Origin of the sequence: Oceanisphaera psychrotolerans, from assembly GCF_001870485.1 — a bacterium.
Lineage (GTDB): Bacteria > Pseudomonadota > Gammaproteobacteria > Enterobacterales > Aeromonadaceae > Oceanimonas > Oceanimonas psychrotolerans.
Window position 1 is genome coordinate 85,066 of record NZ_MDKE01000022.1, and the last position, 14,122, is coordinate 99,187.

At 60.1% G+C, this 14,122-nt stretch carries 10 protein-coding genes; 9 read left to right on the plus strand and 1 reads right to left on the minus strand.

The window, feature by feature from the left end; genetic code table 11:
* Window positions 1-53 precede the first annotated feature (53 nt).
* The 9 genes from BFR47_RS09170 (at window position 54) to BFR47_RS09210 (ending at window position 13,548) form a co-directional block, all read left to right on the plus strand.
* A complete protein-coding gene (locus BFR47_RS09170; protein WP_071472782.1) occupies window positions 54-971 on the plus strand; it encodes a LysR substrate-binding domain-containing protein in 918 nt (305 codons plus the stop codon).
* Entirely contained in the window at window positions 968-2,668 is a 1,701-nt protein-coding gene (locus BFR47_RS09175) for a transporter substrate-binding domain-containing protein (RefSeq protein ID WP_071472783.1), read from the plus strand. Before BFR47_RS09170 ends, BFR47_RS09175 begins: the two co-directional genes overlap by 4 nt.
* Before the next feature lie 341 nt (window positions 2,669-3,009).
* Window positions 3,010-4,275 carry a dicarboxylate/amino acid:cation symporter gene (locus BFR47_RS09180; protein ID WP_071472784.1) on the plus strand — a complete coding sequence of 422 codons (1,266 nt, stop codon included), beginning with the start codon at window positions 3,010-3,012 and terminating at the stop codon, window positions 4,273-4,275.
* Window positions 4,276-4,684: 409 nt separating this feature from the next.
* A complete protein-coding gene (fdhA, locus tag BFR47_RS09185) occupies window positions 4,685-5,884 on the plus strand; it encodes a formaldehyde dehydrogenase, glutathione-independent (protein WP_071472785.1) in 1,200 nt (399 codons plus the stop codon).
* A 154-nt stretch (window positions 5,885-6,038) separates the two neighbouring features.
* Window positions 6,039-6,530, plus strand: a complete 492-nt coding sequence (locus BFR47_RS09190; protein WP_071472786.1) for a formate dehydrogenase subunit gamma — start codon at window positions 6,039-6,041, stop codon at window positions 6,528-6,530.
* A complete protein-coding gene (locus BFR47_RS09195) occupies window positions 6,530-8,077 on the plus strand; it encodes a formate dehydrogenase beta subunit (RefSeq protein ID WP_071472787.1) in 1,548 nt (515 codons plus the stop codon). Before BFR47_RS09190 ends, BFR47_RS09195 begins: the two co-directional genes overlap by 1 nt.
* Window positions 8,078-8,080: 3 nt before the next feature.
* Window positions 8,081-10,966, plus strand: coding sequence for a formate dehydrogenase subunit alpha (gene fdhF / locus BFR47_RS09200; RefSeq protein ID WP_071472788.1), 2,886 nt, complete (start codon window positions 8,081-8,083; stop codon window positions 10,964-10,966).
* Between the two features lie 185 nt (window positions 10,967-11,151).
* Window positions 11,152-11,997 (plus strand): formate dehydrogenase accessory sulfurtransferase FdhD, encoded by an 846-nt coding sequence (gene fdhD / locus BFR47_RS09205; protein ID WP_071472789.1) that lies wholly within the window; start codon window positions 11,152-11,154, stop codon window positions 11,995-11,997.
* 384 nt (window positions 11,998-12,381) lie between these two features.
* A complete protein-coding gene (locus BFR47_RS09210; protein ID WP_071472790.1) occupies window positions 12,382-13,548 on the plus strand; it encodes a BCCT family transporter in 1,167 nt (388 codons plus the stop codon).
* Between the two features lie 128 nt (window positions 13,549-13,676).
* Here the strand turns inward: BFR47_RS09210 and BFR47_RS09215 are convergent, their stop codons facing one another.
* Window positions 13,677-14,096 carry a MarR family winged helix-turn-helix transcriptional regulator gene (locus tag BFR47_RS09215; protein WP_071472791.1) on the minus strand — a complete coding sequence of 140 codons (420 nt, stop codon included), beginning with the start codon at window positions 14,094-14,096 and terminating at the stop codon, window positions 13,677-13,679.
* Between the last annotated feature and the right edge of the window lie 26 nt (window positions 14,097-14,122).

The window sequence follows — 14,122 nt, forward strand, 5'->3', positions numbered from 1 at the left end:
GACCGGTCATAACCTGACCGCAAGCAGATCATTATCGAGCCGAGGGGTGGGGCATGAATATAGAAACAAAATGGCTGGAGGACTTTCTCTCTCTGGCCCATACCCAGAGCTTCTCCCGCTCCGCACAGGAACGGCACATGACCCAACCGGCATTCAGCCGGCGGATCAAGGCACTGGAGGCCGCACTCGGTTGCGAGCTGATAGACAGGACCGGCACGCCCGTTCAGCTGACCGACGAGGGGCGGCTGTTCCGCATCACCGCGCGCAACCTGGTGTCCCAGCTGGCCGACAGCATCGGCCACCTGCGTTCGATGAAGCAACGGGGGGCCAGCACCATCGATTTTGCCGTGTCCCATACCCTGTCCCTGTCCCTGTTTCCTGCCTTTCTGCAATCCTTTCGGCAGGAGCTGGAGGGCGTCAGTACCCGTCAGCTGGTGGCCAACGTGGATGACAGCGTGCAGGCACTGAAAAACGGCATCTGTGATTTCCTGCTGGCGTTCGAAGATCAGACCCTGGCATCGGAACATTTTCACAAGTTCGATCTGCAGACGGTGCAGCTGGTGCCGGTGTGCCGGGGAGATGAAGAGGGCCGGGCGATTTTCAACCTGGATACCGCCGAGCCGGTGACCCTGCCTTACCTGGGTTACCCCGGGGAAATTTTTCTCGGCCGCTGCGTAGAGCAACTGTTGCGTCGCCGGCCGCGAACGGTGGCACTGCAGCAGGCCTTTGAATCTCCGCTGGCCGACAGCCTGAAGGTCATGGCCATGCAGGGGATGGGCATTGCCTGGGTGCCGAGCTTCGCCATTCGGGAAGAATTGCGCCAGGGATTTCTGGTGATATGCGGCGGCAGTAGCTGGCAGCTTCCTCTCAATGTCTGCCTCTATCGTTGCAGCCGGCCCTTGTCTGCCACCGCCGAGGCCTTCTGGCAGGTGTGCGGGCACCGCTATGGTCAGCCGGAGCCGAGGAGATGACGCTGTCCCTGTATCGTCCCGGGCGGTATCTGCTGTCCGTCGCCCTGTTGTGGTTGCTGAGCCTGAGCGGAGCGACGGCCGCCGACCGCCGCAATGACGACATCATCAAGGTGGGCGGCGATCACAGCTATCCGCCCTATGAGTTCCTGAATCAGGAAGGGGAACCGGACGGGTACAATGTTGAACTGACCCGTGCCATCGCGGAGGTGATGGGCATGAAAATCGACATCCGGCTGGGGGACTGGGATGCCATGCGCAAGGCCCTGGAGGAGGGCGAGCTGGATGCGTTGCAGGGCATGGTGTTTTCCGATGAACGGGCGGCCGAATACGACTTTTCACCTTCCCATGCCTTCGTGCACCAGTCGATCTTTGCCCGCAAGGGCGAGGGCCAGGCGACCGATCTCGCCGAGTTGCGGGGCAAGGAGGTCATCGTGCAACGGGGCGGCATCATGCACGACTACCTGGTGCACAATAACGTGGGGGCGCGTCTGATCCTGGTCGATACCCACGCCGTCGGCCTGCGGCTGCTGGCCGCGGGCAAGCACGACTATGCCCTGGTGGCCAACCTGCCGGGGCTCTATCTGGGACGCGAGCTGGAGCTCTCCAACCTGGTACCGGTCGGTCAGCCCTTCAATCCGCAGCGCTATGGCTACGCGGTCAAAAAGGGCAACGAAGCACTGCTGGCGCGCTTCAGCGAGGGGCTGGCCATTCTCAAGAATACCGGCCGTCACCAGCAAATCTATGACAAGTGGCTGGGGCCGCTGGAGCAGAGTGGCTGGCCCTGGAAGAAGATCGGCCTGGCCGCCGCCCTGTTGTCTGCCGTGCTGCTGGTGGTACTGGGAGGCATCGTTATCTGGAACCGGATGCTGTCCCGGGAGGTAACCCGGCGTACCCGGGAACTGAATCTGCAGCATCAGCAGCTGATCCAGGCCGACAAGATGTCCTCCCTGGGCATCCTGGTGTCCGGGGTGGCCCACGAGATCAACAACCCCAGCAGCCTGCTGCTGCTGAATCTGCCGGTGCTGAAAGAGGCCTATCAGGATATGGAGGAACTGCTGGAGGCACAGTATCAGCAGCAGGGCGACTTCTATCTGGCCGGGCTGGCATACAGCCGCATGCGCGAAGAACTCCCCGCCATGCTGGATGATATGCTGACCAGCGCCGGCCGGATCCGGCGCATCGTCGATGATCTGCGGGACTTTGCCCGCCAGGGCCCGAGCGAACTCGGTGAAAGGGTTGATCTCAACCAGGTGGTCGCAACCGTGATCCGGCTGGTCGACAACAGCATCCGTAAATCCAGTGACCATGTCGAGGTAAGCTATGCCGAGGCGCTGCCGGTGTTCAAGGGGAACGCCCAGCGAATCGAACAGGTGGTGATCAACCTGATCGTCAATGCCTGTCAGGCCCTGACCTCCCGGGAACAGGGCATTTCGATCAAGACCGGATATCATGCCCGGAGCGAAGAACTGTGGCTCGAGGTCATGGATCAGGGTTGTGGCATAGAGGCACAGGACTTGTCTCGTCTGAAAGACCCGTTTTTCACCACCAAGCGCGAGCAGGGGGGCATAGGACTGGGTCTGTCCGTCTCGGCCAGCATCGTGCAGGAGCATGGCGGACGGCTGGTCTACGAGTCCGAACCGGGCAAAGGAACACGCGCCACCCTGTTTCTGCCCGCGATAACGGAGGCCTCGGCGTAATCCATCGTCACCCGCTTTTGATGCCTGGCAAACCCCTATAACCCGGGGTGAGGTTATAACCCGGGCTATATTTTTTATCTCATTGATTTTAAAGCTTATTTGTTCTTTCTCGCTCGACGCTATTACTTTGGTTATACCTTGGCAGTGTCACGACTGTCGCCTTGTTAAAAAATAAAATCATTAATAAACAATGGCTTATATTTTTTAACGGACTTGGCACACAGCTTGCTTTTATCTGGTCAGGAATTGGCGATTGACCGCCAGATACCGATGGGCCGGACCGCCGCATCGTGCAGTCGCGTCCGGTAGCAAGCCATGACATCAATGACAAGGAACAGGCGATGGAACAGACAATATTGAAACAAGAGCGCACCGGCTTCTGGAGCAGACTCGCACTCTGGAAAAAAATTCTGGTGGGCATGGTCCTGGGGGTTATTGCCGGGGCTGTAATGGGACCCGATGCCGAGGTACTCAAGCCAATCGGTACCCTCTTTATCAATGCAATCAAGATGCTGATCGTGCCGCTGGTATTCTGCTCCCTGGTAGTGGGGGTGACCTCCATGCAGGATACCAGCAAGATGGGTCGTATCGGCCTCAAGTCGGTGGTGCTCTATCTGGGCACCACGGCGGTGGCCATCACCATCGGCCTGGCACTGGCACTGCTGTTTACCCCGGGTGCCGGTCTGAACATGACCATCACGGACCCGACGGCGGCAAACGAAGCCCCTTCTCTGGTTGAGACCCTGCTGGCGCTGATCCCGCAAAACCCCATCGGTGCCATGGCCGCAGGCAACATACTGCAGATCATCGTCTTTGCTCTGGGACTGGGGATTGCCCTGACCCTGTGTGGTGAAAAGGCCAAGCCGGCCATCCAGTTGTTCGAAAGCCTGGCCGAAGGCATGTACAAGCTGACCGAAATGATCATGAAACTGGCTCCCTACGGTGTCTTCGGTCTGATGGCCTGGGTGGCCGGCAAATATGGCCTGGAGGTACTGCTGCCGCTGATCAAGGTGATTGCCCTGGTTTATGTGGGCTGTCTGATCCATGTGCTGGTGTTCTACACCGGCCTGATCAGCGTGCTGGGTCGCCTCAACCCCGTTCGTTACCTGAAGGGCCTGATCAACCCGGCCGCCGTGGCCTATACCACCACCAGCAGTTCCGGCACCCTGCCGGCGACCATCAAGGCTTCCCGCGAAGAAATGGGTGTTTCCCAGGGTATTTCCAGCTTTGTGCTGCCGCTGGGCGCGACCATCAACATGGATGGCACCGCCCTGTATCAGGGTATCTGTGCCGTGTTCGTGGCACAGGCCTTCGGGATTGATCTGGCGGTTTCCGACTACATGCTGATCATCATGACTGCCACCCTGGGTTCCATCGGTACTGCCGGGGTGCCCGGTGCCGGCCTGATCATGCTGTCACTGGTACTGACCACGGTCGGTCTGCCGCTGGAAGGCCTGGCCATTGTGGCCGGTATCGACCGCATCCTGGATATGGCGCGGACCAGCGTCAATGTCTGCGGCGATCTGATGGTATCGGTACTGATCGGCAAGAGCGAAAACGAGCTGGACGAAGAGGTTTATAACCGCGCCGGTTCCGACAAGGCATAACAGACGCCGATAACACGGGACGGGGCATGGCCCCGTCCCGTTACCGTCTCTGCCCCCGTCTGAGCTGGGCAGAGACGGGCCACCGCCAGATACCCCCGTATCGCCATTCCCGCCGCAACACCCCCAAACCGGCCATGCCGACAGGCTCTGCCACACTCGTCCCTTTCCTGTTTCGTCCCGCTAGATGGACACGTTGCCTTAATTCTTCATTTTCCCGATGACCTTCCCCGTGTTGACTCATGTCGTGTTCTGACACGCCGGTGCCTTATTCAGCAATGTTGCCAGAGTGTAACGGATGTTTACTGTCGGTTATCCGAGCAGGGGTACCGATATGGCTGCCTGCTGCGGTTTTATAACGCCCAGTTCAGATGCCGGCGTTGGCTCCCGTTAAGCAAAAAGGACGTTGATTATGTGCGCAATTCACGGAAACAGAGGTGTTGTCTATACCGGTCCGGGTAAGGTCGAGGTGCAATCCATCGCCTTCCCCGAGCTGTCCATCGGCAAACGCGCCTGTCACCACGGGGTGATCCTGAAGGTAGTATCGACCAATATCTGCGGCAGCGACCAGCACATGGTGCGTGGGCGCACCACCGCCGAAGCCGGCCTGGTGCTGGGTCACGAAATCACCGGACAGATCATCGAATGCGGCCGTGATGTCGAGTACCTCAAGGTGGGCGACATCGTTTCCGTGCCGTTCAACATCGCCTGTGGCCGTTGCCGCAACTGCAAGGAAGGCAAGACCGGTATCTGTCTTAACGTCAATCCGGCTCGTCCCGGTGCCGCCTACGGTTATGTAGACATGGGTGGCTGGGTCGGTGGCCAGTCCGAGTACGTGATGGTGCCCTATGCGGACTTCAACCTGCTCAAGTTCCCGGATCCGAACCAGGCCATGGACAAGATCCGAGACCTGACCCTGCTGTCCGATATCTTCCCCACCGGCTTCCACGGCTGCGTGACCGCCGGCGTCGGCCCCGGCTCCACCGTCTATATCGCCGGTGCCGGTCCGGTCGGTCTGGCTGCCGCCGCCTCGGCCCAGTTGCTGGGAGCCGCCTGCGTCATCGTCGGCGACATGATCCCGGACCGTCTGGCCCAGGCCCGCAGCTTCGGTTGCGAAACCATCGATCTGCGTGAAGAAGGCTCGATGGAAGACAAAATCGAACGGATCCTGGGTGAGCGCGAAGTCGACGCCTTCGTCGATTGCGTCGGTTTCGAAGCGCACGGCTGTGGTTGCGACCATGGCAAGGAGCAGCCGGCCACGGTGTTGAACTCGGCCATGGCCCTGACCCGTGCCGGCGGCCAGATTGGTATTCCCGGCCTGTACGTGACCGAAGATCCGGGTGCCGTGGACGAGGCCGCCAAGCAGGGTGCCCTGAGCATGCGCTTCGGCCTGGGCTGGGCCAAGTCCCATTCGTTCCACACCGGTCAGTGCCCGGTAATGAAGTATCACCGGCCCCTGATGCAGGCCATCCTGTTCGACAAGGTGAAGATTGCCGATGCGGTCAACGTGCAGGTCATCAGCCTGGATCAGGCCGCCCAGGGCTATGCCGAGTTTGACGGCGGGGTGGCGAAGAAGTTTGTGATCGACCCCCATGGCATGGTGCCGGCGTAAAGGATAGGGTTGACTGGTTCATGCCTTCCATCTCTGGTGGAGGGCATGTTCTGGTTGAAAGAAATTGTCCGGTCAGGAGCGGCCGGCAGCACAGAACAACAGATGGCGGTGTGCACAGCGCCGCCGTCATGACCGCTTTTATAAGGTTGATACTATGGATGAGACTCAAGCAGGCGTTCTAGACACTATCGAAGAGATAGTCGGTTCGATAAAACACAAACCCGGCGCACTGTTGCCCATCCTGCATAGTATTCAGGACCACTTCGGCTATATCCCCGATGCCGCCATCGAGGTCATTGCCACCCATTTACGCAGCACCGCGGCCGATGTGCACGGGGTGATTAGTTTCTATCATTATTTCCGCAGCCAGAAGCCGGGCCGGCATGTGATCGAGGTTTGCCGGGCCGAGGCCTGCCAGGCCCAGGGCAGCCGGGAGTTCGAGCGCCATGTGCGGGAAAAGCTCAACATCGACTTCGACCAGACCACTCCGGATCAGGACATCAGCCTGAAGGCAGTTTATTGCCTGGGCAACTGCGCCACCGGCCCCTCCATCCGGGTAGGGGACAAGATCAAGGGGCGGATGAACCCGGCCAAGTTCGATCGGCTGGTGGACGAACTGACCACTTTCAAACTGGAGCTGAAATAATGACCCTGCGAGTCTATGTTCCCTATGAAACCACCGCCCTGTCGCTGGGCGCCGACGACGTGGCGACCCTGATCCGGCGTGAAGCCGAACGGCGTGGTATCGAGATTGAATTAATCCGCAATGGCTCGCGCGGCCTGTTCTGGCTGGAGCCGCTGGTCGAGGTGGCCACCGACGAGGGGCGCTATGCCTTCGGCCCGGTGGAGCTGGATGATGTGGCCTCCCTGTTCGAGGCCGGCTTCGAACGCGGTGCCGTCGAGCACCCCCTGGCCCTGGGCCTGACCGACCAGATCCCCTATCTGAAAAAGCAGCAACGGGTGACCTTTGGCCGTATCGGTATCACGGATCCGGTGTCGCTGGACGATTATCGCGCACTGGACGGCTTCAAGGGCCTGGACAAGGCGGTGACCCTGCCGTCCCAGGCGCTGGTCGACAGCGTCAAGGCATCCGGCCTGCGCGGCCGCGGCGGGGCGGCCTTTCCCACCGGCATCAAATGGCAGACGGTGCTGGATACCGAAGCCTCGCAGAAATACATCGTCTGCAATGCGGATGAGGGCGACTCCGGTACCTTTGCCGACCGCATGGTGATGGAATGCGATCCCTATATGCTGATCGAGGGCATGATCATCGCAGGCCTGGCGGTGGGTGCCACCCAGGGTTACATCTACCTGCGGGAAGAATATCCGCTGGCTCACGAGCTGCTGAACACCGCCATCGAGCGGGCCTATGCCGCCGGGGTACTCGGTGCCGATGTCGCCGGCAGTGGTCGCCGTTTCGAGCTGGAAGTGCGGCTCGGCGCCGGCGCCTACATCTGCGGCGAAGAGACCTCCCTGCTGGAAAGCCTGGAAGGCAAGCGCGGCATGGTCCGCGCCAAGCCGCCGCTGCCGGCCATTGTCGGCCTGTTCTGTCAGCCGACCGTGGTCAACAACGTACTGACCTTTGCCGCCATTCCTTCCATCCTCGCCGAGGGTGCCGAGCATTACGCCAATTACGGCTATGAGCGCTCCAAGGGCACGCTGCCGTTCCAGCTGGCCGGTAACCTCAAACAGGGTGGTCTGGTGGAGCTGGCCTTCGGCCAGCGCCTGAGTGACCTGATCTATCAATTCGGCGGCGGTACCCGCAGCGGTCGCCCGGTGCGCGCGGTGCAGGTAGGCGGCCCCCTGGGGGCCTACCTGTCGCCGGAGCAGTTCGATGTGCTGCTGGACTACGAGTCCTTCGCCAGCATCGGCGCCGTGCTCGGCCACGGGGGCGTGGTGGTGTTCGACGAGTCGGTCAACATGGCCGAGCAGGCCCGGTTTTCGATGGAGTTCTGTGTCGAAGAGTCCTGCGGCAAGTGTACCCCCTGCCGGATCGGCTCGGTACGCGGGGTCGAGGTCATCGACAGGATCATCAAGGGCGACAACAGAGCCGCCAATATCGAATTACTGGAAGACCTGTGCGACACCATGATTCAGGGTTCCCTGTGCGCCATGGGCGGCATGACGCCGTTCCCGGTCAAGAGTGCACTCAAATATTTTCCCGAAGATTTCAATCGCTCAGAGGGGGCGTAACAGATGGTTGAGCATTTTTATCCCGAGAAGGATTACGGGACGCCGGCCCGGCTGTCGGAAAACCTGATTACCCTGACCATCGACGGTGTCGAGGTGACGGTACCCGAAGGCACCTCGGTGATGCACGCGGCGGCCCGGGCCGACATCAATATTCCCAAGCTGTGCGCCACCGACAGCATGGAGGCCTTTGGCTCCTGCCGGCTGTGCACGGTGGAAATCGAGGGGCGGCGTGGCTATCCCGCCTCCTGCACCACCCCGGCCGAACCGGGCATGGTGGTGCGCAGCCAGACCCAGGCCCTGGCCAGGCTGCGGCGCAACGTGATGGAGCTGTATATCTCCGATCACCCTCTCGACTGCCTGACCTGCCCGGCCAACGGCGACTGCGAGCTGCAGGACATGGCGGGTGCTGTGGGCCTGCGCGAAGTGCGCTACGGCTTCGACGGCGAGAACCACCTCGATGCGGTCAAGGACGAGAGCAACCCCTATTTCAGCTTCGACCCCAGCAAGTGTATCGCCTGCTCCCGTTGTGTGCGGGCCTGCGGCGAGGTGCAGGGCACCTTCGCCCTGACCATCGAAGGCCGGGGCTTCGACTCCAAGGTGTCCACCGGCAAGAACACCAGCTTCGTCGACTCGGCCTGCGTGTCCTGCGGTGCCTGCGTGCAGGCCTGCCCGACCTCGACCCTGATGGAAAAGTCGGTGATCGCACAGGGGCAGCCCGAGCACAGCGTGATCACCACCTGCGCCTACTGTGGCGTCGGTTGCTCGTTCAAGGCGGAAATGAAGGGCGACAAGGTGATCCGCATGACCCCCTGGAAGGGCGGCAGTGCCAACCATGGTCATTCCTGCGTCAAGGGTCGTTTCGCCTTCGGCTATGCCACCCACAAGGACCGGTTAACCAAGCCCATGATCCGCGCCTCGATAGACCAGCCCTGGCGTGAAGTCAGCTGGGAAGAGGCGATTAACTTTGCCGCCCGCCGGTTGCGCGAAGTGCAGGATCAGTATGGCCGCAAGAGTGTGGGCGGTATCACCTCGTCCCGCTGCACCAACGAAGAAACCTACCTGGTGCAGAAGCTGGTGCGCGCGGCGCTGGGCAACAACAACACCGATACCTGTGCCCGGGTCTGTCACAGTCCCACCGGCTATGGACTGAAGATGACCCTGGGCGAGTCGGCGGGTACCCAGGACTTCGACTCGGTGATGCAGGCAGACTGCATCATGGTGATCGGGGCCAACCCCACCGATGCCCATCCGGTGTTCGGCTCCATGATGCGCAAGCGCCTGCGCGAAGGCGCCAGTCTGATCGTGGCCGACCCGCGCCAGATTGATTTGCTGGACACCCCTCATGCGCAGGCGGGTATTCACCTGCCGATCCGTCCGGGCACCAACGTCGCGCTGATCAACGCCCTGGCCCATGTGGTGGTCACCGAGGGGCTGGAAGATGAAGCCTTTATTGCCGAACGCTGCGATCCGGAGGATTATGGTATCTGGCGCGCCTTTGTTGCCGAAGAGCACCATGCTCCCGAGCAGATGGCCGAGGTGATCGGCGTACCGGCCGAGACCATCCGCCGGGCGGCGCGGCAGTATGCCACCGCCGGCAATGGTGCCATCTATTATGGGCTGGGCGTGACCGAGCACAGCCAGGGATCGACCATGGTGATGGGCATCGCCAACCTGGCCATGGCCACCGGCAACATCGGCCGGCCCGGGGTCGGGGTCAACCCGCTGCGGGGCCAGAACAACGTGCAGGGCTCCTGCGACATGGGCTCCTTCCCCCACGAACTGCCGGGCTACCAGCCGGTCAACAACGACCAGATTCGCGGCCAGTTCGAGGCGGCCTGGGGCGTGAGCCTCGAAGCCGAACCCGGACTGCGTATTCCGCACATGTTCGATGCCGCCATTGCCGGCCAGTTCAAGGCCATGTATGTGCAGGGGGAGGACATCGCCCAGTCGGATCCCAATACCCAGCATGTGGAGGCGGCGCTGCGCTCCCTGGAGCTGCTGATCGTGCAGGATATCTTCCTCAACGAGACCGCCAAGTTCGCCCATGTGATCCTGCCCGGTTCCACCTTTCTGGAGAAGAACGGCACCTTCACCAATGCGGAGCGCCGCATCAACCGGGTGCGCAAGGTGATGCCGCCGCTGGCGGGCAAGGAAGACTGGGAGATCACCATGGCGCTGGCCAATGCCCTCGGCTATCCGATGCGCTACGGTCATCCCTCCGAGATCATGGATGAAATCGCCAGCGTGGCCCCGTCGTTCGCCAATGTCAGCTACGAGCGGCTGGAAGAGCTGGGCAGTATCCAGTGGCCCTGCAACGACGAGCATCCCGACGGCATGCCGATCATGCACGGTGACAGCTTCCCCATCGGTTTGGGGCGCATGGTGGTGACCGAGTTCATGCCCACCACCGAGAAGGTGTCGGAAAGCTACCCGCTGCTGCTGACCACCGGGCGTATCCTCAGCCAGTACAACGTGGGCGCCCAGACCCGGCGTACCGACAACAACGTCTGGCACAGCGAGGATGTACTGGAAATCCATCCGCACGATGCCCGGTTGCGGCAGATTGCGGACGGCCAGCCGGTGACCATCGCCAGCCGCACCGGCAGTACGGTGCTGAAGGCCAGGTTGAGCAAGCGCATGCAGCCGGGGGTGGTGTATACCACCTTCCACTTCCCGCACAGCGGCGCCAACGTGATCACCACCGACAATTCCGACTGGGCCACCAACTGCCCGGAATACAAGGTGACGGCGGTGCAGGTGTTGGGCACGGATGCCAATACACTGTCTGACTGGCAGCAGAGGTTCTACGCCTTTACCCGCGATCAGCTGGATCACCTCGAGGCTGGCGGCCAGCAGGAGACCGACAAACCGTCTCATAACGCGCATTAATGTCGTTGTTTGCCTGACAGACATTGCGAGCGGGTCGGGGTTTCATGATACTGACCCGCTGATATCGATGCTCACAGGGGGCGCTTGTTTGACAGGCGCCCCCGTTTTTTTTAGGAATGGCTTGCCGATGGTCGCGGGTAGCGGTATCAAGGCAGGGTATTCAAATAACAGCGCAAGGAGTCACCATGAGCGCCCAGCAGTCCAGGACACCCACCGCGGGGGTGATCAGTGCAGAAGTGGAGCGGAGCCGCCAGGGCAGCCTGTCTCGGCAGCAGGATCTGGTGGCCGAAGAGGTGCCGGTGGCGTTGGTCTATAACGGTATCTCCCATGCGGTGATGATGGCGAGCCCGCTGGATCTGGAAGATTTCGTACTGGGCTTCAGCCTGACCGAAGGCATCATCGACCGGCCCGGGCAGATCTATGGCATGGAGCTCAGCCAGCAGCCGCTGGGTATCGAAATAGAGATTGAGCTCAGCAGCGAGTGCTTCCTTAAATTAAAGGAAAAACGGCGAGCCTTGACCGGTCGCACCGGTTGTGGCCTTTGTGGCCGGGAGTCGCTGGTGCAGGCCCTGCCGCCGGCGCCGCGGGTCAGTGCCGCCGCCTTGCCGGAACTGACGGTCATTGCCCGTGCCGGCGAGCAGTTGCAGGAGCGGCAGACGTTACACCGGCTCAGCGGGGCCGTTCATGCGGCGGCTTCCTTTGACCAGGCCGGCCGGTTGCTGGCGGTGCGGGAAGATGTGGGCCGGCACAATGCCCTGGACAAGTTGATCGGTGCCCAGCTGAGCGGCAGCGCACCGGTTGCCGGTTTTATCATGGTCACCAGCCGGGCCAGTTACGAGATGGTACACAAATGCGCCATGCTGGGCGTAGCGACGCTGGTGGCGGTGTCGGCGCCGACGTCGCTGGCCATCGACTATGCTCGCCAGTCGGGCATGAACCTGCTTGGCTTCACTCGCGGCGATAACAGCGTGATTTACCATCGGGCCGCCGATACCCGCCCGTGTGACACTCTCCCCGATTTATCCGCATAAAGCCGGACCCACCCATCCGGTTCGACACCTTCGAGCCTAATATTCGGGTCTACAACAGTCCGCCGACGTTCTGTTGGCGCGGTAGGCCTGATCTGCCCGGGAGCCGTGTGTCGGCTCCGCCATGCCCTGTCTCATACGAATCTCATCGTTAATTGAATAAATCTCCTCTGTCGCATCCGGATATGAAGGTGACGTATACAGCGTCTGCCCGATAGGTTAAGTTGTCTAGAGTTAAAATTAATTGATCGTTCAATCAAAAAACCGGACGGCAGTCGTCAGGCAAGTCGGTTCATGTTCGCAAGGGGGTACTCACCGACCAGAAAAACCAGTGGATGGTATTGATGTTAATGATGAGTCATGGAATCAAGACAAGAGGGTTTACCCATGGAAATGGTGTTATCGGTTGCAATTATTTTTACCCTGGTGGCTTCAGTGGTGATACTGCTGCGTCACGGGAATGTTCGCTGCAAGGGCGAGATGCCCACCTCCCTGTTTACCTTTATCGCAATTCTGTTTACCTCCGGCCTGGATGTGGGCCTGATCATGTTCCCGCTGACCGAATTTCCGGTGTATGCCAGTGAAGCCGAATACGGCTTTGCCAATCCGCTGGCCATCGAATTCGGTTTCTGGGGCTTTCTGGTGTGGGGCTTTTACTTCCTGACCACGTTCTACTTTGTGCTGATCGAGCCCAGGGTCAGGCTGTTCGAGCTGCCGCTGGTCAAGCTGGTCAACAACCTGGTGATCATCGGTACCTGTGCCTTCACCGGCTTCCTGTTTCTCAGTTATCTGCCCAGCTACATCGAAGGCATCTCACCGGCCATGACCTACGGTCTGGTGGCACTGGTGGTACTGGCGGCGGTGTGGTCGAGCTCGGACGTGCGTTATGTGAAAGTGCTGAGCGTGGCCTCGACCTGGTTGTTTATCGCGTTGATTGCCGCCATGTGGCTGAATACCGGAGCGGGCGTACAGGGGCTGGGCAATACCATGGCCGGCCTCGGTGAATATTTCGGCAATATCCATCAGTTTGTGACGCCCATCAGCGATTACCATGCCTTTTATCTGTTCTGGTGGTTCTCCTGGAGTATCATGATCGGTCAGTTCGTGGCCCGTTTTTCGGGTGGTCTCAAGGCCTGGCAGCTGTGCATCTCCATGCTGGTGGTGCCCTCCATTCCCATCGCCATCTGGTTCTCCGTGCTGTATCTGCACTTCGAACAGGCGCTGGCGATCGGCGGCCTGCTGAATATGGCGATGGTGGTGGTGGGGGTTATCTTCGTGGTCAACTCCCTGGACTCGCTGATCCGTCTGTATACCACCAACCTGCGTATCGAAGCGGAGAAGCTGGGGCCGGTGCGTTATGTGGCCTTTAACTGGACGCTGATGTTCGGCCTGGTGCTGTTGTTCCAGTTCACGCCGCTGAAAATAGAGTGGGTGGGCCTGGTGGTGATCGGTCTCTATGCCCTGATCACGGTACTGCTTTGGCAACGCCGTCGTCAGTTGGGGAATTTGGGACAGGAGGCTGCCAAGGTAAGCACGGCATCGGCCAGGGGCTGATAGTTTCCTCTACGCTGATACCCTGATTCAGGCCGCCTCCGGGCGGCCTTGTTGTTTTCGGCGCTGGCGTAACATGCTGCCACGCTACCTGCGTTCTGGTTGAACGGCGCCACATGATCAATGACCGCTCATTGCATGTTGTTGATCATTTTTTTGGCGGTAGCTAAAAAGTCGCTGATTTGCTGCTCATTCAGGTTTTTACACATTTGCTCGTTGACCTGCTGTTCGGCATCAAGCAGCTTGTTGAACAGTTCGGTTCCCTGAGGGGTAAGCGAGATAATAAAACTGCGTTTATCATGTTCGCTGGCATATTTATTGATGAGGTTTAGTGCAACCAACTCTTTGATCAAACGCGCTATTTGTGCCTTGTCGCGTTGAGTCTGGGTAACAATATCGTTAGCGGTACAGTGACTGGTTGCTGAAATGATATGCAGGCAGCGTACATGCATGGCATTTAATCCCAGCTCATTGGCATCAATGGCCTGACGTATCGTTACGCGGTAGTGATTCATCAGTGTGAAAAGGGTATTGACCAGGGTGGTGTTCATAGTAGATCCATGTGGTTGACAATATC

Excerpts from the sequence above, each read along its gene's own strand:
- BFR47_RS09170 (WP_071472782.1), top strand. The coding sequence starts at position 54 with ATGAATATAGAAACAAAATGGCTGGAGGACTTTCTCTCTCTGGCCCAT.
- fdhA (WP_071472785.1), top strand. The coding sequence starts at position 4,685 with ATGTGCGCAATTCACGGAAACAGAGGTGTTGTCTATACCGGTCCGGGT.
- BFR47_RS09190 (WP_071472786.1), top strand. The coding sequence starts at position 6,039 with ATGGATGAGACTCAAGCAGGCGTTCTAGACACTATCGAAGAGATAGTC.
- BFR47_RS09195 (WP_071472787.1), top strand. The coding sequence starts at position 6,530 with ATGACCCTGCGAGTCTATGTTCCCTATGAAACCACCGCCCTGTCGCTG.
- BFR47_RS09210 (WP_071472790.1), top strand. The coding sequence starts at position 12,382 with ATGGAAATGGTGTTATCGGTTGCAATTATTTTTACCCTGGTGGCTTCA.
- BFR47_RS09215 (WP_071472791.1), bottom strand. The coding sequence starts at position 14,096 with ATGAACACCACCCTGGTCAATACCCTTTTCACACTGATGAATCACTAC.
- fdhF (WP_071472788.1), top strand. The coding sequence starts at position 8,081 with ATGGTTGAGCATTTTTATCCCGAGAAGGATTACGGGACGCCGGCCCGG.
- BFR47_RS09180 (WP_071472784.1), top strand. The coding sequence starts at position 3,010 with ATGGAACAGACAATATTGAAACAAGAGCGCACCGGCTTCTGGAGCAGA.
- fdhD (WP_071472789.1), top strand. The coding sequence starts at position 11,152 with ATGAGCGCCCAGCAGTCCAGGACACCCACCGCGGGGGTGATCAGTGCA.
- BFR47_RS09175 (WP_071472783.1), top strand. The coding sequence starts at position 968 with ATGACGCTGTCCCTGTATCGTCCCGGGCGGTATCTGCTGTCCGTCGCC.